Source organism: Streptomyces sp. 17_S59 (assembly GCF_056930295.1).
In genome coordinates, this window is the sequence record NZ_JBXOWD010000001.1 from 3938234 (window position 1) to 3962122 (window position 23889).

The 23889-nt window shown below is 71.7% G+C and carries 25 protein-coding genes; 14 read left to right on the forward strand and 11 right to left on the reverse strand.

Features of this window, described 5'->3' with window-relative positions:
* Positions 1 to 67 precede the first annotated feature (67 nt).
* From AC1Z4A_RS17650 to AC1Z4A_RS17680, 7 genes are all read left to right on the forward strand, one after another.
* Positions 68 to 1966 (forward strand): ABC transporter ATP-binding protein, encoded by a 1899-nt coding sequence (locus AC1Z4A_RS17650; RefSeq protein WP_483683629.1) that lies wholly within the window; start codon positions 68 to 70, stop codon positions 1964 to 1966.
* Between the two features lie 488 nt (positions 1967 to 2454).
* Positions 2455 to 3288, forward strand: coding sequence for a response regulator transcription factor (locus tag AC1Z4A_RS17655; RefSeq protein ID WP_483679965.1), 834 nt, complete (start codon positions 2455 to 2457; stop codon positions 3286 to 3288).
* A 24-nt stretch (positions 3289 to 3312) separates the two neighbouring features.
* Positions 3313 to 4338, forward strand: a complete 1026-nt coding sequence (locus tag AC1Z4A_RS17660; RefSeq protein ID WP_483679967.1) for a LacI family DNA-binding transcriptional regulator — start codon at positions 3313 to 3315, stop codon at positions 4336 to 4338.
* A gap of 222 nt (positions 4339 to 4560) precedes the next feature.
* The gene (locus AC1Z4A_RS17665; RefSeq protein ID WP_483679968.1) at positions 4561 to 4980 is read left to right on the forward strand and encodes a hypothetical protein; all 420 of its coding nucleotides are present in this window, start codon (positions 4561 to 4563) and stop codon (positions 4978 to 4980) included.
* Positions 4981 to 5174: 194 nt separating this feature from the next.
* Entirely contained in the window at positions 5175 to 6203 is a 1029-nt protein-coding gene (locus AC1Z4A_RS17670) for a S1C family serine protease (RefSeq protein ID WP_483679970.1), read from the forward strand.
* Between the two features lie 107 nt (positions 6204 to 6310).
* A complete protein-coding gene (locus AC1Z4A_RS17675; protein ID WP_483679972.1) occupies positions 6311 to 7039 on the forward strand; it encodes a response regulator transcription factor in 729 nt (242 codons plus the stop codon).
* Between the two features lie 10 nt (positions 7040 to 7049).
* Positions 7050 to 8474 carry a sensor histidine kinase gene (locus tag AC1Z4A_RS17680; RefSeq protein WP_483679974.1) on the forward strand — a complete coding sequence of 475 codons (1425 nt, stop codon included), beginning with the start codon at positions 7050 to 7052 and terminating at the stop codon, positions 8472 to 8474.
* On the opposite strand, the gene AC1Z4A_RS17685 is transcribed toward AC1Z4A_RS17680, so the two are convergent.
* Both AC1Z4A_RS17685 and AC1Z4A_RS17690 read right to left on the reverse strand, forming a co-directional pair.
* On the reverse strand, positions 8446 to 8763 hold the full coding sequence (locus AC1Z4A_RS17685; protein WP_483679975.1) for a hypothetical protein: 318 nt from the start codon (positions 8761 to 8763) through the stop codon (positions 8446 to 8448). The two genes, AC1Z4A_RS17680 and AC1Z4A_RS17685, sit on opposite strands and share 29 nt — an antisense overlap.
* Positions 8760 to 10031 carry an MFS transporter gene (locus AC1Z4A_RS17690; protein ID WP_483679976.1) on the reverse strand — a complete coding sequence of 424 codons (1272 nt, stop codon included), beginning with the start codon at positions 10029 to 10031 and terminating at the stop codon, positions 8760 to 8762. Before AC1Z4A_RS17690 ends, AC1Z4A_RS17685 begins: the two co-directional genes overlap by 4 nt.
* A gap of 207 nt (positions 10032 to 10238) precedes the next feature.
* Between AC1Z4A_RS17690 and AC1Z4A_RS17695 the strand changes: the two genes are divergently transcribed.
* Entirely contained in the window at positions 10239 to 11120 is an 882-nt protein-coding gene (locus AC1Z4A_RS17695) for a LysR family transcriptional regulator (RefSeq protein WP_483679978.1), read from the forward strand.
* Between the two features lie 17 nt (positions 11121 to 11137).
* Here the strand turns inward: AC1Z4A_RS17695 and AC1Z4A_RS17700 are convergent, their stop codons facing one another.
* The 6 genes from AC1Z4A_RS17700 to AC1Z4A_RS17725 all read right to left on the reverse strand — a co-directional run bounded on the left by AC1Z4A_RS17700 (position 11138) and on the right by AC1Z4A_RS17725 (position 16826).
* A complete protein-coding gene (locus tag AC1Z4A_RS17700) occupies positions 11138 to 11794 on the reverse strand; it encodes a pyridoxamine 5'-phosphate oxidase family protein (RefSeq protein WP_483679980.1) in 657 nt (218 codons plus the stop codon).
* Positions 11791 to 12699 (reverse strand): LLM class flavin-dependent oxidoreductase, encoded by a 909-nt coding sequence (locus AC1Z4A_RS17705; protein WP_483679983.1) that lies wholly within the window; start codon positions 12697 to 12699, stop codon positions 11791 to 11793. The genes AC1Z4A_RS17700 and AC1Z4A_RS17705 overlap by 4 nt, the downstream gene beginning before the upstream one ends.
* Before the next feature lie 103 nt (positions 12700 to 12802).
* Positions 12803 to 14161 (reverse strand): DUF6002 family protein, encoded by a 1359-nt coding sequence (locus tag AC1Z4A_RS17710; RefSeq protein WP_483679986.1) that lies wholly within the window; start codon positions 14159 to 14161, stop codon positions 12803 to 12805.
* Between the two features lie 30 nt (positions 14162 to 14191).
* Positions 14192 to 15691: an FAD/NAD(P)-binding protein gene (locus AC1Z4A_RS17715; RefSeq protein ID WP_483679988.1), complete on the reverse strand. Its 1500-nt coding sequence runs from the start codon at positions 15689 to 15691 to the stop codon at positions 14192 to 14194.
* On the reverse strand, positions 15688 to 16329 hold the full coding sequence (locus AC1Z4A_RS17720) for a thiamine pyrophosphate-dependent enzyme (RefSeq protein ID WP_483679990.1): 642 nt from the start codon (positions 16327 to 16329) through the stop codon (positions 15688 to 15690). The genes AC1Z4A_RS17715 and AC1Z4A_RS17720 overlap by 4 nt, the downstream gene beginning before the upstream one ends.
* On the reverse strand, positions 16326 to 16826 hold the full coding sequence (locus tag AC1Z4A_RS17725; protein ID WP_483679991.1) for a thiamine pyrophosphate-binding protein: 501 nt from the start codon (positions 16824 to 16826) through the stop codon (positions 16326 to 16328). Before AC1Z4A_RS17725 ends, AC1Z4A_RS17720 begins: the two co-directional genes overlap by 4 nt.
* Before the next feature lie 366 nt (positions 16827 to 17192).
* Between AC1Z4A_RS17725 and AC1Z4A_RS17730 the strand changes: the two genes are divergently transcribed.
* The 3 genes from AC1Z4A_RS17730 to AC1Z4A_RS17740 all read left to right on the forward strand — a co-directional run bounded on the left by AC1Z4A_RS17730 (position 17193) and on the right by AC1Z4A_RS17740 (position 19524).
* On the forward strand, positions 17193 to 17702 hold the full coding sequence (locus AC1Z4A_RS17730) for a hypothetical protein (protein ID WP_483679992.1): 510 nt from the start codon (positions 17193 to 17195) through the stop codon (positions 17700 to 17702).
* Between the two features lie 107 nt (positions 17703 to 17809).
* Complete coding sequence (locus AC1Z4A_RS17735) at positions 17810 to 18343, forward strand: hypothetical protein (RefSeq protein ID WP_483679994.1); 534 nt, start codon at positions 17810 to 17812, stop codon at positions 18341 to 18343.
* Positions 18340 to 19524 carry an MAB_1171c family putative transporter gene (locus AC1Z4A_RS17740; RefSeq protein WP_483679995.1) on the forward strand — a complete coding sequence of 395 codons (1185 nt, stop codon included), beginning with the start codon at positions 18340 to 18342 and terminating at the stop codon, positions 19522 to 19524. The genes AC1Z4A_RS17735 and AC1Z4A_RS17740 overlap by 4 nt, the downstream gene beginning before the upstream one ends.
* Here AC1Z4A_RS17740 and AC1Z4A_RS17745 read toward each other — a convergent pair.
* Positions 19521 to 20720 carry an LmeA family phospholipid-binding protein gene (locus AC1Z4A_RS17745; protein WP_483679996.1) on the reverse strand — a complete coding sequence of 400 codons (1200 nt, stop codon included), beginning with the start codon at positions 20718 to 20720 and terminating at the stop codon, positions 19521 to 19523. The two genes, AC1Z4A_RS17740 and AC1Z4A_RS17745, sit on opposite strands and share 4 nt — an antisense overlap.
* A 272-nt stretch (positions 20721 to 20992) precedes the next feature.
* Positions 20993 to 21469 (reverse strand): ATP-binding protein, encoded by a 477-nt coding sequence (locus tag AC1Z4A_RS17750; RefSeq protein ID WP_483679997.1) that lies wholly within the window; start codon positions 21467 to 21469, stop codon positions 20993 to 20995.
* A gap of 216 nt (positions 21470 to 21685) precedes the next feature.
* Here AC1Z4A_RS17750 and AC1Z4A_RS17755 point away from each other — a divergent pair, with 216 nt between their 5' ends.
* Genes AC1Z4A_RS17755 through AC1Z4A_RS17765 form a run of 3 tightly spaced genes read left to right on the forward strand, consistent with a single transcriptional unit; the run spans position 21686 to position 23151 of the window.
* Complete coding sequence (locus tag AC1Z4A_RS17755) at positions 21686 to 22540, forward strand: helix-turn-helix domain-containing protein (protein ID WP_483679998.1); 855 nt, start codon at positions 21686 to 21688, stop codon at positions 22538 to 22540.
* A gap of 12 nt (positions 22541 to 22552) precedes the next feature.
* Entirely contained in the window at positions 22553 to 22753 is a 201-nt protein-coding gene (locus AC1Z4A_RS17760) for a DUF397 domain-containing protein (protein ID WP_483679999.1), read from the forward strand.
* The gene (locus tag AC1Z4A_RS17765) at positions 22753 to 23151 is read left to right on the forward strand and encodes a DUF397 domain-containing protein (RefSeq protein ID WP_483683630.1); all 399 of its coding nucleotides are present in this window, start codon (positions 22753 to 22755) and stop codon (positions 23149 to 23151) included. The genes AC1Z4A_RS17760 and AC1Z4A_RS17765 overlap by 1 nt, the downstream gene beginning before the upstream one ends.
* A gap of 54 nt (positions 23152 to 23205) precedes the next feature.
* Here AC1Z4A_RS17765 and AC1Z4A_RS17770 read toward each other — a convergent pair whose 3' ends face one another.
* Positions 23206 to 23706, reverse strand: coding sequence for a transglycosylase SLT domain-containing protein (locus tag AC1Z4A_RS17770; protein WP_483680000.1), 501 nt, complete (start codon positions 23704 to 23706; stop codon positions 23206 to 23208).
* Between the last annotated feature and the right edge of the window lie 183 nt (positions 23707 to 23889).

Below are 23889 nucleotides of genomic sequence, written 5' to 3' on the forward strand. Positions count from 1 at the left end.
GGGCGGCGGTGCCCCGGCCGCCGCGCCGCGCAGGGGGCCCGCCCCCGCGGTCGGCGCCGCGCGCTTCATGGGCGGGCAGCCCACCGAGAAGTCCATGGACTTCGGCCGCTCCGGCCGTCGGCTGCTGGCGAGACTCCGCCCCGACCGGGCGGTGATCGCGCTGGCGCTCGCCCTCGGCGTGGCGAGCGTGGCGCTGACCGTGATCGGCCCCAAGATCCTCGGCCACGCCACGGACCTGGTCTTCGGCGGCGTCATCGGCGAGCAGTTCGCCGAGGGCCGCACGAAGGCCGAGGTCCTGGAGGGCATACGGCAGCAGGGCAAGGGCCGCATAGCCGACGTCCTGTCCGGCGTGGACTTCACGCCCGGGCAGGGCATCGACTTCGACGCGGTCGGCACGGTGCTGCTGTGGGTCCTGCTGATCTACGTCGGCGCCTCGCTGTTCCAGCTGGTGCAGGCGCGGATCACGACGAACGTGGTGCAGCGGGCGGTGTACCGGCTGCGCGAGGACGTGGAGGAGAAGCTCGGGCGGCTGCCGCTGAGCTACTTCGACAAGCAGCAGCGCGGCGAGGTCCTGTCGCGGGCGACGAACGACATCGACAACATCGCGCAGACGCTCCAGCAGACCCTGAGCCAGATCATGACCTCGGTGCTGACGATGGCCGGCGTGCTGGGCGTGATGTTCTGGATCTCCTGGCTGCTGGCGCTGGTCGCGCTGGTGACGGTGCCGGTGTCGGTCGTGGTGGCGGCGAAGGTCGGCAAGCGGGCGCAGCCGCAGTTCGTGCAGCAGTGGAAGACGACCGGGCGGCTGAACGCGCACATCGAGGAGATGTACACCGGCCACTCGCTGGTGAAGGTGTTCGGACGGCAGAAGGAGTCGGCGGAGACCTTCCGCAAGGAGAACGAGGCGCTGTACGAGGCCGGGTTCAAGGCGCAGTTCATCTCCGGGATCATCCAGCCCGCGATGATGTTCATGGGCAACCTGAACTACGTGCTCGTCGCGGTGGTCGGCGGTCTGCGGGTGGCGAGCGGCTCGCTGTCGATCGGTGACGTGCAGGCCTTCGTGCAGTACTCGCGGCAGTTCAGCCAGCCGCTGTCGCAGGTGGCCTCGATGGCGAACCTGGTGCAGTCCGGTGTCGCCTCCGCCGAGCGGGTCTTCGAGCTGCTGGACGCGGAGGAGATGGAGCCGGACGCGGCGGATGCGCCGAAGCCGGAGCGGGTGCGCGGCCAGGTGTCGTTCGAGAAGGTCTCCTTCCGGTACGAGGTGGACAAGCCGCTGATCGAGGACCTGTCGCTGACCGTGCGGCCGGGCCAGACGGTGGCCATCGTCGGCCCCACGGGCGCGGGCAAGACCACGCTGGTGAACCTGCTGATGCGCTTCTACGAGGTGGGCGGCGGGCGGATCACGCTCGACGGGGTCGACATCGCCGCGATGCCGCGCGAGGAGCTGCGCTCCCACATCGGCATGGTCCTCCAGGACACGTGGCTGTTCGGCGGCACGATCGCGGACAACATCGCCTACGGGGCGCCCGAGGGCACCTCGATGGACAAGATCATCGAAGCGGCGAGGGCCACGCATGTGGACCGCTTCGTGCGGACGCTGCCGGACGGCTACGACACGGTCCTCGACGACGAGGGCTCGAATGTCAGCGCGGGCGAGAAGCAGCTGATCACGATCGCGCGGGCGTTCCTGGCGGAGCCGGAGATCCTCGTCCTGGACGAGGCGACCAGCTCGGTCGACACCCGTACGGAGGTACTGATCCAGCAGGCGATGGCCCAGCTGCGGACGGGCCGCACGAGCTTCGTGATCGCGCACCGTCTGTCCACGATCCGGGACGCGGACGTGATCCTGGTGATGGAGTCGGGGCGGATCGTGGAGCAGGGCACGCATGAGGCGCTGCTGACGGAGGGCGGGGCGTATGCGCGGCTGTACGACGCGCAATTCGCGGAGCCGGTGGCTGAGGCGTAGGGGGGCCTTCCCCGATCCCGCCCCTTCCCGAAACCGGGGGCAGAGCCCCCCACGCGGCGGAGCCGCAAATCGATACAGCGGGAAGGGGCGGGTAGGGGAAAGCGCCGCAGGCGCCCACCCGCCCCCGCCCGCCGCACTACGCTGTCAATCGCGCCATCCGTCGACCACTCGAAGTGATCGACGGAACACAACGTTGTGCAAAATCATGCGGGCCTCCGGAAGGAGGGTGGGTTATCCTGCTGCGCAGAGAGGATCCGGGCAACGCAGCCCCCGGGTCCTTTTGTGCATTCGGACGCGTGCGTACGTGCGCGGATGAGCGCATGCGTGCTCCGGCTACGGAGACCGCAGCTGTTGAAACCGGCCGAAGTCGGTGAAACCGTACGAAGCAGTGCCGCTATACGTCCTCGGGACCGAGGAGGAGCCGACGTCATGGGCGAGCGAAGCGCGCGAGAGAGCCAGATCCGTACGAGCGGGGCGGGTGGCGGCCGATGAGTTCCCTGCTGCTCCTCACCAATGCCCTCCAGCCGTCGACCGAGGTGCTCCCCGCGCTCGGCCTGCTGCTGCACAGCGTCCGGGTGGCCCCCGCCGAGGGCCCGGCCCTGGTGGACACCCCCGGGGCCGACGTCATACTGATCGACGGCCGCCGCGACCTGCCCCACGTCCGCAGCCTCTGCCAGCTGCTCCGCTCCACCGGGCCGGGCTGCCCGCTCATCCTGGTGGTCACCGAGGGCGGCCTGGCGGCCGTGACGGCCGAGTGGGGCGTGGACGACGTCCTGCTCGACACCGCCGGCCCGGCCGAGGTCGAGGCCCGGCTGCGGCTCGCCATGGGCCGCCAGCAGATCGTCACGGACGACAGCCCCATGGAGATCCGCACCGGCGACCTCTCCGTGGACGAGGCGACGTACAGCGCCAAGCTCAAGGGCCGGGTCCTGGACCTGACCTTCAAGGAGTTCGAGCTGCTCAAGTACCTCGCCCAGCACCCGGGCCGGGTGTTCACCCGGGCCCAGCTCCTCCAGGAGGTGTGGGGCTACGACTACTTCGGCGGCACGCGTACGGTGGACGTCCACGTCCGGCGGCTGCGCGCCAAGCTCGGCCCGGAGCACGAGTCGCTGATCGGCACGGTCCGTAACGTCGGCTACCGCTTCGTGCTGCCGGAGAAGCCGGAGAAGACCGACCGCCCGGCCGAGGAGGCCAAGCAGTCCAAGCGGCCCGGTTCCGGTTCCGGCTCTGCTTCCGCGGATGCCGGAGACAACGGCGGCCGGTCGCGCACGGAGCGGCCGGAGGCCGTGGAGGCCGACGCCGCACGCCCGGTGAAGCGGTAGGTGGACCCGCGTAGACTGCCGCCCGTGGCCAAGGTGACGCGGGACGATGTGGCGAGGCTTGCGGGGACGTCGACCGCGGTCGTCAGCTACGTCATCAACAACGGACCGCGCCCGGTGGCACCGGCGACGCGGGAGCGGGTGCTGGCCGCGATCAAGGAGCTGGGGTACCGGCCCGACCGGGTCGCCCAGGCGATGGCGTCACGACGGACGGACCTCATAGGCCTGATCGTCCCGGACGCGCGCCAGCCCTTCTTCGCGGAGATGGCGCACGCGGTCGAGCAGGCGGCGGCCGAGCGCGGGAAGATGGTCCTCGTCGGGAACTCCGACTACCTCGACGAACGCGAAGTGCACTACCTGCGCGCATTCCTCGGGATGCGCGTCTCGGGCCTGATCCTGATCAGCCAGGGCCCGAGCGAGACAGCCGCGCTGGAGATCGACGCGTGGGACGCCCGCGTGGTGCTGATGCACCGCAGGCCGGACGCCATCGACGACGTGGCCGTCGTCACGGACGACGTCGGCGGCGCCCAGCTCGCCACCCGGCACCTCCTGGAGCACGGCCACCCGTACGTGGCCTGCCTCGGCGGCACGGAGGTGACCCCGGCCGTCGGCGACCCGGTCACGGACCACGTGGAGGGCTGGCGCCGCGCCATGCGCGAGGCGGGCAAGTCGCTGGAGGGCCGGCTCTTCCCGGCCCCGTACAACCGCTACGAGGCCTACAAGGTCGCCCTGGAGCTGCTCTCCGGCCCGAACCGTCCGCCGGCCCTGATGTGCGCCACGGACGACCAGGCCATCGGCGTCCTGCGCGCCGCGCGCGAGCTGCGCATCGACGTGCCGGGCGACCTGGCCGTGGCGGCCTTCGACAACGTGAAGGAGGCGGCCCTCACGGACCCGCCCCTCACCACGGTCGCCTCCGACCGCCAGGCGATGGCCCGCTCGGCCGTCGACCTGGTCCTGGACGACACCCTCCGCCTCACCGGCACCCGCCGGGAGCGGCTGAAGCAGTTCCCCTCTGCGCTGGTGATCCGCCGCTCGTGCGGCTGCGGGGGCTGAGCGCGGGCGACTGCGGCACGCACGGGGGACAACTGCTCGATCGCCCTGTGACGGCGATCACCTCGCCGTTGGTTCCGGCACTGCCCGCCTGCGGCTTTCGGTGCGTTCCGGGCCGTGGCACGTAGCTGCCTCCGAGATCGATTGACGGTGTATTTCCGACCGGGTTTGGTGTCGTTTGCCGGTACGACCGACCGGCAATCGATGAAACGAGGAATCGGCATCATGCGTATACGCAAGCTTGCTTACGCCGCTGCAACAGCGGGATCCGCGGCGCTCCTTTGCCTCACCCCGCAGGCCGCCTCGGCCGCCACCACGCCGCAGGCCGCGGGCGATCCGGTGTGGTCGGCTCAGTACGGCGGGGCATCGGCCTCCGGCACGAGTGCTTGGGACGGCAGCGGCCAGCACATTCTGAAGTTCCAGGGCGAGCTGAAGAACACCGACGGCGGTTGCTACTCGGTGTGGACCAGCTGGCACGACGACTTCATCTCCCATGGGCCGCAGAAGGCCGCCTCCCTGTGCGGGCCGGGAACGAAGCAGTTCTCGGGCACCAGCCCGTACGCCTTCTCGATCCTCACGGGCCAGGTTGCCGTCTGCAAGGGGGACGACCTGAAGGACTGCGGCCAGTGGAAGCCCGTGCGCTAGCTCCCTAGCCGGATCACTTCGGCTTCTGCTCCCGGACCCGGGGCCGACCAGGCGGAACGTTCCCCCGCCCGGTCGGTCCCGTTGTACTTCGAGACTCCCCACCCGCCCGTCTTTATCCCGGGCATACTGGCTTCTGTCGGGCTTCTCACAGCCCACTCAGACAGTTCTCATGAATGGGGAGCACAGTCATAGGCATGACCGAAACCCCCCGCCACGGCGGCCCCCAGGACCCTCACCAGCAGCAGCCGTACGCGTACCCGGCGCCTCCCGCCTACGCGCCGTACGCCGCCTTCGGGGCCGGGCCCGAGGGGCAGCAGGGGCCTGAGGCGGGGGCGGGGGAGGGGGCGCGGGTGCGGCGGCCCGTGGCGTTGCTGGCCGCCTGTGCGCTCGTCGCCGCTCTGGCCGGTGGCGGGGCCGCGGCCGTGGTCGGGGAGCTGACCGGCGGGGGCAAGGGCACGACCCAGTCCACGCCCGTCCAGAACGCCTCCGTCAAGGGCGGCGGCGTGGCGGGGGTCGCCCGGGCGGTGAGCCCCAGCATCGTGGAGATCAAGGCGTCCACCTCCGCCGGGCAGTCCACCGGCTCCGGCGTGATCATCACGGGGGACGGCGAGGTCGTCACCAACAACCACGTGGTCTCCGGCGCCGACACCGTCAAGGTCTCCCTCAGCGACGGCAGCACCAGGACCGGCCAGGTCGTCGGCACGGACCCCGGCAAGGACCTCGCCCTCGTCAAGATCCAGGACGCCAAGGGCCTGAAGGCCGCCGCGCTCGGCGACTCCGGCCGGATCGCGGTCGGCGACCAGGTCGTGGCCATCGGCTCGCCCGAGGGGCTCACCGGCACCGTCACCAGCGGCATCGTCTCCGCCCTCAACCGCGACGTCACCGTCTCCAAGGAGCCGGGCCGCAGCCCGCAGCAGCGCGGGGTCACCCCGCAGTGGCCCTTCGAGTTCGGCGGCAACCAGTACAACGGCGACACCGGCTCGTCCAAGACCACCTACAAGGCCATCCAGACCGACGCCTCGCTCAACCCCGGCAACTCCGGCGGCGCGCTCATCAACATGAGCGGCGAGATCATCGGCATCAACTCGGCCATGTACGCGTCCGGTTCGCAGGGCGGCGGCTCCGGGGAGTCGGCCGGCAGCGTCGGCCTCGGCTTCGCCATCCCGGTCAACACGGTCAAGGCCGATCTTGCCAAGCTCCGCGCGGGCGGCAGCGACATCTGATCGTCCCGAGGGGGTGCCCGGCGGGCGGGCGTGCGACGCTGAGAGCTCCCCCCAGAGGGTGCCCCCAGCCGCCCGAGTGCATCCCGTTCAACCGTGAGGTAGCAGAGATGAGCCCCGCCGAGCACGGCGACCAGCCCGCCCGCATCCTGATCGTGGACGACGAGCCCGCCGTCCGCGAGGCGCTGCGGCGCAGCCTCGTCTTCGAGGGATACGACACCGAGTCGGCCGTCGACGGGCTGGACGCCCTCGACAAGGTCGACTCCTACGGGCCGGAGCTGATCGTCCTCGACGTGCTCATGCCCCGCATGGACGGCCTCACCGCGGCCCGGCGGCTGCGCGCCTCCGGCGTGACCGTGCCGATCCTGATGCTGACCGCGCGCGACACGGTCGGGGACCGGGTCACCGGCCTGGACGCCGGCGCGGACGACTACCTGGTCAAGCCCTTCGAGCTGGACGAGCTGCTGGCCCGCATCCGCGCCCTGCTGCGCCGCAGCTCGTACGCGACGCCCGCCGCCCCCGCGGCGGACGACTCCCGGGCGCTGTCCTTCGCCGACCTGCGGATGGACCTCGCCACCCGCGAGGTGACGCGCGGCGCGCGCCGGGTGGAGCTGACCCGCACCGAGTTCACGCTGCTGGAGCTGTTCCTGGCGCACCCCCGGCAGGTGCTCACCCGGGAGCAGATCCTCAAGTCCGTCTGGGGCTTTACCTTCGAGCCCTCCTCCAACTCCCTGGATGTGTACGTGATGTACCTGCGCCGCAAGACCGAGTCGGGCGGGGAGACCCGGCTGGTGCACACCGTCCGCGGGGTCGGGTACGTCCTGCGCGACGGCGAGTGACGGGACCCCGATGATCCGCAAGCTCCGGGCGCTCCCGCTGCGCTCCCGCCTCGCCCTGCTGACCGCGGCCGCCGTCGCCTTCGCCGTGGCCGTGGCGGCGGTGGCCTGCTGGCTGCTCACCAGGCAACAGCTGGAGAACCAGCGCGACACGACGCTCACCAACGTCAAGCCCGACAACAACTACGTGCAGTCCCTGCTGCGCGACTGCGGCACGGGCGGCTCGGCGCAGCCGGGCGCCCCGACCCCGTACACCGTCCAGGTCATCACCACGGGCGGCGTCGTCTGCACCACCTGGGGCAAGTCGCAGCTGCGGGTCGACGAGGCCGACCTGGCTGTGGCCCGGGGCGAGGCGGACGAGGTCCTGCACAACACCCGGGCCGCCGACGGCACGGAGATGCGCGTGGCGACCTCCCGGGGGCCCGTCCGCGCGGGCGTCGCCGCCGTCTCCATCGCCCAGCCGCAGAGCGAGATCGACGAGCCCCTGCGCTCCCTCGCCCTGCTCCTGCTGCTGACGGCCGGCGTGGGCGTGCTGGCCGCCGCCACGGCGGGCCTGTGGATCGCGCGCGCGGCCCTGCGCCCGGTGGACCAGCTGACCGGGGCGGTCGAGCACATCGCCCGCACCGAGGACTTGGCGGTGCGCATCCCCGTGGAGGGCGAGGACGAGATCGCCCGCCTGTCGCGGTCCTTCAACTCCATGACGGCCGCCCTGGCCTCCTCCCGCGACCGCCAGCAGCAGCTCATCGCGGACGCGGGCCACGAGCTGCGCACCCCGCTGACCTCCCTGCGGACCAACATCGACCTGCTGGCGCGCAGCGAGGAGACCGGCCGGGCGATCCCGCCGGAGGACCGCAAGGAGCTGCTGGCGAGCGTCAGGGCCCAGATGACCGAGCTGGCGGCGCTCATCGGCGACCTCCAGGAGCTGTCCCGGCCGGACGGCCCGGAGGGCAGCGGCCCGCTCCAGGTGGTGGCGCTGCACGAGGCCGCCGAGCGGGCGGTGGCCCGCGCCCGGCTGCGCGCGGCGGGCACCGGGCTCGCCATCGACGCCGAGATCGGCGACTGGTACGTACGGGCCGAGCCGGCGGCCCTCGAGCGGGCGGTGGTGAATCTGCTCGACAACGCCGTGAAGTTCAGCCCTCCGGGTGGTGTGATCGAGGTCCGGCTGGCCAACGGTGAACTCACCGTCCGCGACCACGGCCCGGGCATTCCGGAGGAGGAACTCCCGCACGTCTTCGACCGCTTCTGGCGCTCCCCGTCCGCGCGCAGCATGCCGGGCAGCGGGCTGGGGCTGTCGATCGTCGCCCGCGCGGTGCACCAGGCGGGCGGCGAGGTGGCGCTGCGCGCCGCGCCGGGGGGCGGCACCGTGGCCGTGGTGCGGGTGCCGGGGGCGGCCACGGAGCCGCCGTCCCTCACGGACGGCGCCGGCCCACGACCGTGAGCTGGGGCGGGTGCTGCGCCGTGCCGGGCCGGTGGGAGACCTCGAAGCCGCGGGCCGTGAGGATCTCGGCGAGGGCCCGGTAGACGAGCGGGGTGAGCCGCTCGTGACCGGGGTGCGTCTCCTCCGGCTCCCGGCCGGTCCACAGCACGAACGCGCCGTGCCCGGTCCAGTCCTGTTCGACGTACACGCCCGCCCCTTCCCGGTGGTCCTCCAGCGTCCGCGCGAGCCGGAACCCGGCGTCGGCGAGGCTCGCGCACACCTCGTCGGCAAGTGATGTCATGCGTGTCATGAGCCGTCCTTTCCCGAACTGCCTTTCGCAGTGCCGTCCTTGCCCCGGTAGGCCATGACCGTGGCGGCGCCCAGCGAGCCGAGCGCCGTGAGCGTGACCAGCGCGGGCGCATAGCTGTCCGTCCACTGGATCAGGCCCCCGGCGGTGGCCGGCCCCACGGCCGATCCGATGCCCACCGCGGTGTACAGCACACCCAGGAGCCTGCCCAGCCGGGCGAGCCCGTACTGGTCCCCCAGCACCACGGGGATGAGTGCGATGTAGCCGCCGTAGCTGACGCCCAGGACGACGGCGAACGCCAGGAGTCCGGCGAAGCCGCCGGAGGCCAGCCACAGCAGCGGGCTGACGGCGATCACGACGTGGCATGCCTTGAACAGGGTGAGCGTGCCGATCCGGCGGGCGACCGCGCTCAGCGCCAGGCGCCCGGCGATGCTGCTGACCCCGATGACGGACACGAGGCTCGCGGCGGCGACGCTGCCGACACCGTGGTGCCGGGCGTACTGGGACAGCTGGACGAAGGGCACGTAGATGACGATGTTGATGAGCAGCGCCGACAGGTAGAGGACGCCGAAGCCCCGGCGGCCGTCGGCCGTTTCGGCGCCCGGCGCGGCGGCCGTCGCCGCCTCGTGCTGCGGCGGGCGGGGCAGCAGAACGGCGCACAGCAGGAGCAGGGCCGTGCCGCCCAGCGCGTAGTAGTCGTAGGAGCGGCGCCAGCCGAAGGTGTCGATCGCCCAGGCGGACAGTGGCGAGCTGACGACCGTCCCCACGCCGACGCCGCTGACCACGATGCCCGTCGCGAGCGCGCGGGAGCGGTCGAACCACCGTCCGACGGCGGTCATGACGGGCACGTAGATGCAGCCGACGCCGAGCCCCGTGCCGAGCCCGTAGGCGAGGTACGCCTGCCACAGGGCCGTGGCGTGGGCGGTGAGGAACAGGCCGAGTCCCAGCAGCAGCGCGCCCGCGGTGAGCACCGGGCGGGGGCCGAACCGGTCGGCGAGCGGGCCGGAGACCGCACCGAGGCTGAAGAACAGGAGGGAGGTGATCGAGAAGATCGCCGCCCCCGCGCCGTTCCCGGCCCCGAACGACGCGGCGATGGGGGAGGAGAACTGCCCGTAGCTGTAGGCGAGTCCGTAGGCGACGCAGACGGCGGCCATGGCGCCGACGGCGGCGAGCCAGGCGCGCGGCGAGTCCCGCTCGGTCGGAACCGCCGCCGTACCGGCGGAAAACATCCGGACGGTCGGACCGTGGGCAGTACTGTCGGTGCGCGGCATGCGGTGAACGCCCTCCGGAAGTCGGGGAACGGATCGAACCGATCGAACCGATCGAACGGGCCGAACCGATCGAACGGATCGGCAGATCCGCGGAATTGACGGCGGTGGATACGCTAGGCCGGGCGTTTCGGGGAGGGAAATGCCAGGAGCGGATGGGGTGTTGCGTCAGCAGCATGACGGCAGGCAGGAGGGGTGGAGGAGGAGTAAATGGCTGTGGAAACTTTCTTTTCCGACATGGAGCTGCGGCACTTGCGGGCCTTTCTGGCGGTCGCCGAGCACAAGCACTTCACCCGGGCGGCGAGCGCCTTGCGGATATCCCAGTCGTCGCTGAGCCGGACCATCGCGGCGCTCGAACGCTGCGTGGGGCAAAGGCTCGTCGAGAGAAACCGTCACGTCATTCGCCTCTCCGATGCGGGAGAGCATTTCCTGCCCTACGCGCAGCGCACCGTGACCGCCGCGGCGGAGGCGTTCACCGAGATGCGCAACGCCCGGTTCCCGCTGCGTGTCGGGTTCACCTGGAACGCCCTCGGCGAGGACACCGGCCCGCTGATCAACCGCTTCGAGGCCGACCACCCCGGCGCGACCGTGCGGCTCCAGCGCTGCGACGACGACGCGCTGGCGGGCCTGGCGGACGGCCGCTCCCACGTCGCCATCCTGCGGTCCGAGCCCGAAGGGGAGGCCGAGTGGTTCCGCTTCCGCACGGAGCAGCGCGTGGTGGCCCTGCCGCGCACCCATCCCCTGGCGGGGAACGGGACGGCGACGCTCGCCCAGACCGGGGGCGATCCGCTCGTCGTCAACGTGATCTCGGGCAGCGGCACGCCCGGGCTGTGGGAGGCGGCGGGCGAGGAGCGCCCGGTGGTGGAGGTGCGGAACATCGACGAATGGCTGGAGGCCATCGCGGCCGGCCGCGGGATCGGCGCCTCCACCTCCTCCACGGCCCGGCTCCATCCCCACCCCGGGGTGGTCTACCTGCCCCTGGAGGGCACGGAGCCGGTCGGCGTCGTCATCGCCTGGCGCAGCCTGGACGCCCATCCGCACGCGGCGCCCTTCGTGGCGGCCGCGAAGCGGTGGAGCGAGGCCGGGGGCTGAGGGAGTGCCGGGGGGGCTCAGAGCCGCCTGGTGCGTACGTGCTCCGGCACGGGCACGCCCTCCGGCACCCGCGGGTCGGGCAGCGGCGTGCCGGTGCCCAGGGCCACGGGGAGCACTCCGGCCCACATGTCCGGGGTGACCTCGTCGTCCCGGTCGCGCGGCGGGCCGGTGCGGACCTTCACGGACGCCTCGGCCAGGTCGAGCGCCGTGACGGCGACGGCGGCCAGCTCCTTCCCGTCGGGGTGGCGCGCGTAGCCCCAGGCGCCGGGCGCCGCATGCTCGGCGAGCACGCGCATCCCGTGCCGCTTGGCGTCCTCGCCCTCGACCGTCCGGACCCTGCCGTGCACGACGGCCGAACGGTAGTTGACGGAGTGGTGGAACACCGAGCGCCCGTAGACGATGCCGTCGACGTGCGTCACCGTGACGCACACGTCGGCTCCCCCGGCGAACAGGAGGGAGCTGCGCGCCCCGCCCGACGCGTGCATGTAGAGCGTGTCGCCCTCCCGTCCGTAGAGCGTGGGCAGCACCACCGGGCACCCGTCCGCGATGAAGCCCAGGTGGCAGAAGAGGCCCGCGTCGAGCACGTCGTACAGCGCCTGCCGGTCGGTGAGCGCCCGCTCGCTGTGGCGCCGCACGGTGCTGCGCCCGGTGGGCGACAAGGAGGTTCCGGTCATGTCCCGCTGCTCTCCTGCTCTGCGTCGTGGTGGTGGGTCCGGCCGCCCACGACGCGCTCGAAGCGGTCGGGGTCGCCGGCGAAGACGCCCGAGGGCCGGGGCCAGCCCAGGACGGCGTCGGTGAAGCCGAGCCCGGCGCACCGGCCGAGGAGGTCGGCGAAGCGCTCGGCCGAGGCGTAGGCGTCGGGCGCGATGCGGCTCAAGTGCACGATCCGGCGCAGCCCCGCCGGGTCGCGGCCGGCTGCGCGGCAGCTCTCCTCCAGTGCCGTCACCTGGTCCGCGAGGGCCTTGAACTGCACGTCCTCGGGATGCTGCCCCGGGGTGGCCAGGCCCATGGTCACCCAGGCCGCGGCATGCCGGACGGCCAGCCGCATGCCCCGGGCGCCAGCGGCCGCGATGGCGAAGGGCACGCGCGGCCGCTGTACACAGCCGGGGACGTTGCGGGCGTCGTGGGCTTCGTAGTACCGCCCGCGCCAGGTCGTGCCGTGCTGTCTGAGCAGGGTGTCGGTCAGCTCGACGAACTCCTCGAACCGGGCGGTCCGCTCGGCCCGTTCGGGCTCCGGTCGGCCCAGGACGGTGCCGTCCGGCCCGCCCGCGCCCGCGCCCATGCCCACGATCAGGCGGCCGTTGCTGACCTGGTCGATGCTCATGAGCTGCTTGGCGGTGGTGACCGGGTGCCGGAAGTCCGGCGAGACCACGAGGGTGCCCAGGCGGATCCGCTCGGTGACGCAGGCCGCCGCGGTGAGGGTGGTCATGGAGTCGTACCAGGGGGCGTCGCGCAGGGTGCGCCAGGACAGGTGGTCGTAGGTCCAGGCGTGGTCGAAGCCGAGGTCCTCGGCCCGCTGCCACAGGCGCCGGGCTTCGGGCCACGGATGCTCGGGAAGGATGATCACCCCGAGGCGCATGGTGCCGCACCTCCTCGATCGTTGGGTGTGACGGGCTCAATTGTCCGGTGTGACGGGCGATTTCGATGTCGATTTCGATTTTGACGGCGGGGGTCCGAGGGCTTCAGCGGACCGCCTCGGCCACGTCCCCGGCCGTGCGCACCGTCCGGACCTGGCTGCGGTCGGGAGCCGCGGCGGGGTCGGCCAGGTACATGCCGGAGCCGTGCAGGACGATCTCCTCGAAGCCGTCGACCAGGCCGCGCTCGATGCCGTTCAGCACGCCCGTCATCCCCATCACCAGCGACCACTCGGCCAGTCGGCGCGGGTCGGCGGGGAGTTGCTGCTCGCCCGCGTTCACCAGCCGCCGGACCTCGCCGTAGCGCCGGACGCACTCCAGCAGCGAGACCACGACGCCCGAGCCGCCGTTCCGGGAGATGAGGGAGGTCATCTCGGGGGCCGTGGGCGGGTTGTGGGTGTAGAAGGTGGGCTCCAGGTTCTCCTCGGTGTCCCAGGTGGCCTGCGGGAAGTGTGCGGAGTCGTACTGCTCGAAGGTGCCCTCGGTGTCGTTCGCCTTCCACTCGACCGCGGGCAGGCCGCCGGTGCCCTCGCTCAGGTGGTGGCGGACCATGTCGCTGGTGGCGAGGTGCTGTACGAGGAGGAAGCCGGGGCGGGCGGCCTCGATGCCCAGCTCGGCCATGGTGTCCAGGCCGTGCTGGTAGCCCAGGAGGCCGTACGCGCTGGAGACGGCGTGCGCGTGCAGGCGGCCGCGGCCCGTGCCCGGGTCGGCGAACTCCTTCTCGTAGAAGGCCCGGCAGGCGTCGGCGACCTTGTAGTTGCCGATGTCCAGCGAGTACCAGACGCGCTCGGCGCCGCCCGCGGACGCGCGGGCGAACTCCGTGCCGATCTGCTTGACATGGCCCGCCTCCGGGCCGTCGAAGACCAGGATCGGGTTGCGGGCACGCAGGTCCGGGTCCTCGGTGAGGATGCTGCGGCGGAACTTGTACAGCGTGGCCGCCGGGGTCAGGGTGACGATGCGCAGCTTGTCGGGGGAGGCCAGCTTCAGCTCCAGGGCGCGGGCGACGGCGTCGCGCAGCGCGTTGGCCTTGTTGCCGGAGGACGGGGTGAAGATCATCACGGCGTCGCCGGTGCGGTCGATGTGGTGCGCGGCGCGGGCCACCATCAGGAGCGAGGCGGTGGTCTTGGTGGTGCGCGTGCCCGGGTTCTTCATCAGGTCCAGCAGGGTGAGTTGCCGCCCGGCGTGGCTGCCCAGCGGGTTCCAGCTCGCGCGTGCGACGTCGAAGAACTCCTCCCAGGCGGGCGTCAGCGCCGGGTAGTCGAAGGCGGGGGCGAAGCCGCTCGCCGCGGGCTGCCGCCGGGACAGCCGCAGGGACGCCTCCCGCACGCCCGCGTAGTACCGGACGATCAGGCTCTCGGAGTCCGCGGTCCTGATCTTCTCGGCGAAGGTCTTGTCCGGGTGGCTCATGCGAAGGGACCTTTCTCTTCAGGAGGCACGTCAGGAGAGGTACGAGGAGGCGGGTTCGGCCAGGAGGCGGTCCGCGACGAGGCGGGCGCGGCGGCCGATCATGAGCATCGAGCTGGTGTAGTAGTGCGCACCGGCAGTCAGGTGGCCGAGGGCGAAGACCCGGTGCTCCTCGAGGCCGGAGGCGGTGAGGAGCCGGTTGGAGGCGAGGGCGACGTCGAGACCCCCGAAACGGTGCAGGCGCGCATGCCCGGACCGGACCAGGCCGTCCACGAGCGGCACCGCCGCCTCCGGCACGGCCGCCGCGTGCGGCCGGACCGTGTTCACCACGACGGCCGGTGCCAGGTCGCCGTCGGCGGTCGCGGCCCGGAAGCCCGGCGGCGGGCCGGGCCGGGCCTGCACGCCCCGCACGCCGCGCCGCACGTCCAGCTGCCCCTCCTCGGCGGCGGCCAGCAGCCGCGCGGCCGTCCGGGGCGGCATGGGGCTCAGCAGGCTGTGGAAGCGCTGGTGCCGGCGGGAGACGAAGCGCTGGCGCTCCTCGGCCGGCATGGCGTGCCAGACCGGCTCGATGGAGTCGAGCGTCGCCTTGATGACGATGCTCTGCCACACCCCGGTCCCGTCCCGGGCCTGCCGCACCTGGCGGTCCAGCCTGCGGGCGAACGGCTCGGCCGGATCGGTGTCGGCCGCGGCCCGCTCCGGGTCCGCCCCGGCCGCGCGGATCTCGCGGCCCAGCAGCCCGATCAGGCGCGCGGACGTCATGACGGGGTCGGCGGCCAGGGCGTCGCCCACTGCCGCGCGGGACAGGAACCGCAGCTCCGGCGCCGGGGCGCTGGTGCGCACGGCGGGCAGCAGCCCGCTGCGCGAGGCCATGGTGATCCGGCCGCGGTGGTCGTTCTCCAGCAGGAAGAGCACGGTGTCGACGGCCGTGAGACCGGTGCCGAGGACGAGCACATGGGCGCCCTTCGGCACCGCGGCCAGGCGGTCCCGCAGCGGGTACGGGTCGTTGACGTATCCGGCGTGGCCGGTCAGTCCGTAGACGTCGACGGGGCCGCCGGTGCCGACGCACAGCACGAGGCGGTCGAGGCCGTCGTGCCGCTGCCCGTCGTCCGTGTGCAGGGTGATGCCGCCGGGGCCGAGGGCGGCGCGGGTCACCGTGGCGCCGACGGTGCGGACGGGCCTGCCGCGCCCGGCCATCCGCTCGGCGGCGTCCGCCGCGCGCGCGGCCAGGTAGTCGCCGAACAGGCGGCGGGGTACGAAGTCGGTCGGCCCCGGTGCGGGCCGCGCGGGGCCGTACGGGCCGGTGTGCGCGGCGACCCAGCCGAGGAAGTCGCCGGGGGCGTCGGGCACCGCGGACATGCGTCCGGCCGGGACGTTGAGGAGCGCGGTGTCGGAGTCGGGGTCGTAGGCCCGGCCGGGGCCGATGTCCTTGGCGGGCTCGAAGACCGTGATGCCGATGTCCGGTAACCGGTCGCGGGTGAGCGCGGCGAGGAGTGCCGTGGCCGCGCCGCCGCCGCCCACGATGGCCAGCCTCATGCCGTGCACCCGGCGGTCACGGCGTCGGAGAACCTGCGGGCGTGCTCGGGCAGGGGCTGGGAGATCCGGGGCGGGGGCGGGCTGTCGGGCCCGCTCAGCAGGCAGTGGACGAAGCGGGGGCCGTCCGGCCGGGTCAGGCACGTGTCCAGGACGTGGCCGAGTTCGGCGGTGCTCGTGACGGTGTAGACGTACCGGAACCCGGTGCTGCGGGCCAGCTCGGTGAAGTCGAAGACCGACCGCGGGGTGGCCTGTCCGCCCGTGGAGGCGTACTGGCCGTCGTCCAGGACGAGATGCACCAGGGGCAGGTCGTGGCGGGCGCCCGCCGAGACGAGCCCGACCGGGTTCATCAGGACGCTGCCGTCGCCGTCGACGACCACGGTGGTGCGGCGGACGGCGGCCGCGACGCCGGTCCCCAGGGACAGCGCCAGGCCCATGGACCCGGTCATGTAGAAGTGCTCGGGACGGTCGGCGATGCCCGCGCCGATCCGTGAGGCGTAGCCGGTGGTGAAGACGACGGGCAGGCCCTGGGTGCGGTCGAGGACGGCGGTGACGGCCGCGGTCTTGGTGAAGGTGTCGGTGAAGGCGTGGGTGTGCCCGTCCGGGTGCGTGTTCATGTGGGTGTCCCCGTGGGTGCTCATGCGGACCACCCGAAGAGGTCGGGCCGGACGAGCAGGGCGTAGGGCTCGCGCTTCTCCTCCAGGACGCGCAGCGCGTCGGCGACCTGCGCGGCGGCGCGGCCGGCCGCCAGCGTCTCGTAGCCGATGCCGAGGCCCTGGAGGATGGGCTCGGTGAGCCTTCCCATGCCCTCGTTCTCCGGGGTGGGGTCCGGGTGGATGCCGCGCATGCTGACGATCAGCAGCATGGGGATCCGGTACGGGACGACGAGGGACGCGAGGGCGTTGACCGAGTTCCCGAAGCCGGAGTTCTGCATGAGGACCACGGGTTTGCGGCCGCCGAGGGCGGCGCCCGCGGCCTCGCCCACGGCGTTGTCCTCGCGGGCGACGACCTCGTAGTCGCCGCGGCCTTCGAGCCGGGACAGGAGCGGCGCGAGAATGCCGCACGGCGTGGCGAAGTAGGGCCCGAAGGACAGGCTCGTGAGGCTGTCGCCCACGTCCTGGGCGGTGTCCGTCTGCATCGCTTGGCTGGGCAAGTTCCCCCCAAGGTCGGTGACGTTCCCCGGAGCCGCACAAGGGCGGCCCGCGGAGCTGGAATTGGGCGTGGTGGAGCCGTGCCGGTGCCGCGCCTGAGCCGTGCCGGACCGGCCGGAGGAAGGGGAGCCGGGAGGCGCCTGCCGTGAAGCGTTCGGCGGCGGCCGCTCCCGGCCGTCTGCGATCTGTTGTCCGCTGGTGCTGTCCGCTATAGCGGATGACTTGTGATGCGATCGTAAGCTGACTTCATGCGCATCTGTCAACAAGGGCGGATGTTCAACCGCCGCACGGGTACGCTGTGTTCACGTCGGCGGACGGGCCGCCGCACCGACATCGCCCGGCGAGGACGGCAGATGACCAGTAGCGACGACTCGAACCGCGCCCCGGGCGCCCGGCCGCTGCTGGGCAAGATCGATGTTCGACTGAACGAACTCATCGCCGCCCTCCACCCCGACGAGAGCAGGCGCCCCGGCTACTCCCGGCTCGCGAAGGAGATCCGCGAGACGACGGGCGGCACGATCTCCGGCACCTACCTGTGGGAACTGGCCACGGGCAAGAAGCGCAACGTGACCCTGGAGCAATTGGACGTCCTCGCCGAGTACTTCGGGGTGCCGCCCGAATACTTCTTCAACGACGAGGTGGCGGAGCGCGTCGGCTCCCAGCTCAAGCTGGCAGCCGCCCTCCGCGACACCCGCGTCCGCAACCTCGCCCTGCGTGCGGACGGGCTCTCCGTCGAGAGCCTGGACGCACTGCTCACCATGGTCGCCGAAGCGCGCAAACTCCAGAACCTGTCACCCGTCGAGGACTGGGACGAACGCACCGGGACGCCCGAGGTGACTTCCGGGGTGACTCCCGAGGTGTAGGAGGTATCCGGTCCCTTCCCGGACACGCCAGGGAACGGCGCTGCGGCCGCTCCGTCGCGAACGCGCCCGCGGCCCACGTCCGATGAACCGTCACACGGGGGAGCCACGTGCCACTCACCTACCGCAAGCTGCGCCGCCGCTGCCAGGCGGCGATGGACCGGCTCTGCCTGCCCTACCAGCTCTCCGTCGAGGAGCTGTGCGAGCACCTGGCCCGGCAGCGCGGGCGCCCCCTGCACCTGCACCCCCTGCCGCCCCAGGCCGCCTCCGACGGGGCCTGCGGCGTCTGGCTGGCGACCGACACGGACGACCACATCTTCTCGGAGACGCGGACGACCCGGCCGCACCGCGAGCACATCGTCCTGCACGAGATCGCGCACATGTTGCTCGACCACCACGGCATCGGCGCGGACGGCGCGAGCCCCGTCGGCGGCGGCACCCCCGACCCGCTGGGCCGCATGCTCCCCGACCTGAGCCCCGCGGCGGTCCGGCGGCTGCTGGCGCGCGCCAACTACACCACCCGCCAGGAACAGGAGGCCGAGATGCTGGCCAGCCTCATCCAGACCCTCGTCCTCCAGACAGAGGACAACGAGCGGACGGGCGTGCCGCGCAACCTCTCGGCGGCGTTAGGGGTGCACGCTTGACGCTCCCCACCGGACCGGCGGGGCTGGGCGGCCTCCTGGAGTGCTCCGGCGCCGTCGCGATGTGGCTCGCCGCCGTGCTGCGCGCCCCGGCCGCCGTCCGCTCGCAGGAACAGCGCAGCCTGTGGCTGGCCGTCACCACGGCCGTGCTGGCCATGACGCTCAACTTCGAGAGCGTCACGAGAGCGGTCTGCGCCATCGTCGGGCGGACGCACCTCGTCTCCCTGGCGATGAACCTCTGCGGAGTGCTCTCCGCGGCCGCCGTGCTGGACTTCGTCCTCGTCGTCACCGGAGGGCGGCGGATCCGGCGCCTGCTGTACACGGCGGTGACGGGCGTCATGGCGGCGCTCGCCTTCATCGACCTGGCCTGCGCCCCGCCGCACGGCCGGCACGTCGTCTTCGGCCCCGATGGCCCCACGCCCACCACCGCCTTCTGGGCGATCACCATCGTCACGCACCTCACGGCGGACGCCGGGTGCGCCTGGCTCTGCTGGCGCTACGGCCGGCACGACGAGAGCCGCTCCCTCAGGGCGATGCTCGGCCTCTTCGGCCTGGGCACGGCCTTCTCCGGCGCCTTCTGGTTCGGCTACCTGCTGTACCTGATCACCCGCGCTCCCTGGATCCCGGGCCTGTTGCCGTACTGCATGGGCCTGCACGGCCTGTTCAGGGCGGCCGCCCTGGGCATCCCGACGTTCCGGGCGGCGGGCAAGGCCAGGAGGTTCTGGTGCCTGTGGCCGCTGTGGCGCGAACTGGTGGACGCCGTCCCGCACATTGCCCTGGCCGAGCCCCGCCCCCGCCTGGTCGAGCTGCTGTGGCCGCGCGGATCCTGGAGGCTCACGGAGTACCGCAAGGTCATCGAGATCCGGGACGCGGTGCTCGTCCTGCGCGACTACATCGCCCCGACGAAGGCGGAACTCGCCCGCGCCTACGTCGGCACGGCAGGGGAGTCCCTCACCCCGTACCGGGCCGACGCGGCGGTCGTCGCCTGCCTGCTGAAGGAGGCCCGCCGGACCAGGCTGGCCGGGCAGCCGCCCGAGGACCGGCCGGTGGACCTCGCGGGGATCGGCGGCGACGGCCTTGCGGAGGAGACGGAGTTCCTGGTGGAGGTGGCGCGGGCGTACGACTCGCAGCTGACGCGCGGCTTCACGGATCACCTGGCGCGGGCCACCGCCCAGAAGGTCTAGCGGTCGCCGCCCACCGAGAGACCGACCGCCGACAGATCCGCCCGGATACCGTCCGGCTCCACCCTCACCCCGCGCAGCCGCAGGTCACGGGCCTGCTCGGGGAGACGGAAGGAGAAGGAGAGGCGGTCGGTCAGGTCGGGCGGCCGCAGGCGGGTCAGGCCCGTCACGACGGCCGGGTCGATGCCGATCCGGTCCAGCAGCCAGGGACGCTCGGCGACGACGTCGACGAGATTGACGCGGGCCAGTCTGTCGACGAAGCCCGGGGCTCCGGTGAGCCGGTCCAGCCGCTGCTCGCTGCGCAGCGCGGCGGCCACGTCGTCCTCGGAGATGCCGAGCCGCGCGGCAATCGACGGAACCGAGAGGAGCGCCTTGGCGCGGGCCGCGTCCCGGCTGATCCGCTCGGCGGCTTCGTGGTGCAGGACCAGGGTCTTCTCCGTGCTGCAGCACGGGCGGTAGGTGGCGATGCGGGGCACGTCGAGGCTGAGACCGTCGACGGCCGTGGACACGCCGTGCTCGCCGTCGCGGCGGAGGTGGGCGCGGCCACGCAGGAGCAACTGCTGCCCAGCGACGTCCAGCCTGCCGCTGGCGGCGACGGAGCTGCCGTCTATATGGCTGAACTTGACGTGGGAGGCGCCCAGTTCGCGGTTCATGTCGCTGAAGGCGAGCAGGACCTGCCCGTCCAGGTGCCCGATGGTCGCACTGCGGATGCCGGACGGCAGGCTGCCGGTGAGCCGGATGTCGCGGGCACTGGCCCGTACCTTCGCGAGCGAGACCCGGTCGGCGTCGACGTGGGGGACGGTGACGTCGACGTGCTGGAGGCGCTTGGAGAGCACCTGGGTCAGGAACGGAAAGCCGTGGATGTCGACTTGGGGCTCGGCGGCGAGTTGCAGTTGTTGCTGGAGCTTCTGCTGGGCCTTCTTCTCGGCGTACATCGCGGCGCAGCGGTCGGCCAGGACGAGGAGGGCGGTGCAGGCGAGGGCGGTGAGGAGGAGCCGGGGGACGAGCCGGAGGCGACGGCGCCGTCGGCGGCGGTGCTGCTGCCGGGGCTTGCGTCGTGGGCGGGGACGGCGGTGGTCGGGCGGCGCGGACGGCGCGGCCGGCCGGGGGGCGTCGACGATCTGGGCCGGGACGACGGCGGGGCTGGAGGGATGATGGGATATAGGCGGTATGGAGGGTATGCGTGTGGGGGTTCGCATCACCACATCCCACCATGCGTAAGGCCGGGTTCCGCAAGGGCTACCGGCGGTTCGCGACGCATCCTTGGCGATGGCTCGAACGTACGTCTTGACAGTGAAACGGGCAACGAACGGTAGCTTTTCGGCCGTTGTGCCGGAGATTCTCTCAACCGTCCGACCGGAGCCTTACCTTGACCTCATGACGCACACTCGGGGGAGTCGCGATGATCACGCGACATGTGTGGAGCGGGGCGAGGCCGTAGGGCCTTGACCGAAAATCGGGGGGCGGGGGCTCAGGCCGCGATGCCGAAGGGCACCGGATTCCGGCTGACTTCGCACCAGAGCAGCTTGCCGGTGGCGCCGGGAAACGACGGTCCGAGCGACCAACTGCCCCAGCTGCATGCGCAGAGCCGGACGATCAGTAGCCCACGGCCGCAGGTCGCCTCGGGGTCGCACCGGAGGGACCCGAGCTTGCCGCGCCAGACGGGCTTGTCGAACGGGGCTGGGACCCCGGGGTTGGTGTCCCAGATGCTGATGCGGACCTTGTCGTCGTCGATGCGCCGCATGCCGATTTCGGCGGGCCCGTCGGAGTGCAGGTAGGCGTTGGTCACCAGCTCGCTGGCCAGCAGCTCGACGACGTCGGACAACTCCGCCATGTCATGGCTCTCCAGCACGCCGCGCAGCGTGAGCCGGGCGACGCGCGCGGAGCGCGGGTCACGCGCGAGGGTGAGCGAGTAGGACCACGAGCTTTCTGGCGATACGTTGGCCATGTGTGGCTCCTTGCGGGGAGGTGTCATCGCGTTGCCGCGCGGCGGTGTCAATGCCGCCCGGGCGGGGCGGTGCGCTTCCGCGGTGGCGGCGGGGCGGTGCATGCGGAGTGGCTTGGCTCACACCGTAGGGCTGTCGATGGCCTATATTCCACTCGTTCGTCGAAATAAGGGCCAACCCTCCCCGTGTGGGTGATAGTTGGGATCAGGAGGGTGCCGGTGGCTTCCACAGTCAACCCGACCCTGCGTCAGCAACGCCTGGGCGCAGAGCTGCGTAAACTCCGCGAGAAGGCAGGCCAGTCCACATCGGCTGCGGCGGCGCTCCTGGGCGTCAACCAGTCGAGGATCAGCAACATCGAGGCCGGGCGTTACGCGGTGAGTTCGGATCGCGTGCGCGTCATGGCGAGGAACTACGGCTGCCCGGATCTCGATCTGGTCGACGCGCTGGCGGGCATGACCGGAGGGCGTACGCGCGGCTGGTGGGACGAGTACCGCGAGCACCTTCCGGCAAGCTTTGCCGACCTCGCCGAGCTGGAGCACCATGCCTGTGGTCTGCGCGTCGCGCTGGTGCTCCACATTCCGGGCCTGCTCCAGACGCTCGATTACGCTCGTGCGGTCATCCAGGCCGCGGTGCCTCCATTGCGCGCCTTTGAGGTGGAGCAGCGCTTGTCGCACCGGATGAAGCGGCAGGCGATCCTCTACGCAGAGGACCCCATTCCGTACACAGCGATCATCCATGAGGCAGCTCTGCGCATGGAGTTCGGTGGCGCTGCCACGGTCCGCGCTCAGCTTCAGCAGCTCATCGAGATCGGCGAGAAGGGCAACGTGACTGTCCGGGTGATTCCATTTGCAGGCGGCGGGACGTTCCCCGGAACGGGGCAGTCGTTCGACTATGTACTCGGGCCGGTTCCGCAGCTCGATACGGTCCAACGTGATGTCGCGCCTGGCAGCCAGTTCGCGGACGCCGAGGCCGAGCTGAACAAGTACCGCGCTGTTGTGGATCACATGGAGGCGACTTCCCTGGATCCGGCGGAGTCGCGCAACTTCATCCACAAGCTTGTGTGCAGCATGTGAAGGGTGTGAATGATGCCCACGGACCAGTGGTGGAAGTCCTCCTACAGTGGGGACGGGGGCAACTGCATCAATGTCAGCAAGATGGCAGACGGGGTCGTGTGCTTACGCGAGAGTGATGACCCTGGTGTGGTTCTGTCGTCGGGTTTCCGGGGGGTGCGTGCCTTGCTGAGTGCGGTGAAGCAAGGGCGGTTGGCAGTTGAGGGGGAGGAGTGATGGGGCCGGCGTGTCCTTGGCAGAAGTCTTCCTACAGCGGCGACGCCTCGAATTGCGTGAATGTTGCACCCGCCGTCGGCGAAGGTCTGCGCCTTCGCGAGAGAGATGCGCCCGGCGTGGTACTGACGGTTGGCTGCGGAAGCCTGCGTTCGTTACTGCGGACGATAAAGCAATGTCAGTTGATCGGCGGCAGTGAAGGCGCAAGCGCTGTGTGCATCTGGCAAAGGTCGAGCCACTGCAGTGAAGGCAATGCCTGCCTCGCCATAGGCGCCGCATCGGACGGAACCCTTCGCCTCCGCGAGAGCGAGACCCCGGACACCGTCCTGACCGTATCCAGAGCCCCCCTGCACACCCTGATACGCACCCTCAAAGCCGGGCTCGCGGCCGCCGGAAAGTAGGAAGGGCCCTGCCGGCCCGCACTCGCACCGCGGGGCAGGCAAGGCCCGGCACCGCTACCAGTTGCGGTAGACCGCCTCCCGCGCCGCAGGCAGGTACTGCTTGTACGTGCCGAGGTTCCACGCCGCCCACGCGGCCCAGCCGCGGCCCGAGCCGTCGTTGTCGATCTGGTACGCCTTGCGCGCGGACCAGCCCATGTCCTTCCAGTTCTCGTCGGTCACGACGCCCGCGTCGTGACCGTGCACGTCCGGATGCCAGCGCTCGTTGATCTGCCAGGCGCCCAGGTCCCACGAACCGGGGTCGGGGTCGTTGGGCCGGTTCTGGTGCCTGGCCAGGTGCTGGCATCCGGACTCGGCCATGGCGATGGCCACGGCGTGGATCGCGTCGTCGTTGCGGCCCTCGGCCGATCTGTCCTTGGCGAACCCGGCGAGCTTGGCCTCCTGGGCGCAGGCGTCGATGCCGTCCCGGTTGCCGTCTGCGTAGGCAGGTGCCTGCCCGGAGAGCACGAGCGGTGCGAGGGCGGCCAGGCCGGCGAGGGCTATGGGTAACTTGCGCATGGGGTTTCTCTGCTTTCGCTTGAGCGGTCAAGGGCGGCGCGGCAGGCGTTTGCCGCGCGGACCGTCAGCGAAGCGGTCGGTGATCAAGGTTTGATTGACGTCTGATCAACACGTTGTATAAACCAGCTATTTTCGGCCTCGGACGCGGGCCCGGCACCACGCGGTGCCGGGCCCGGGCGCCTG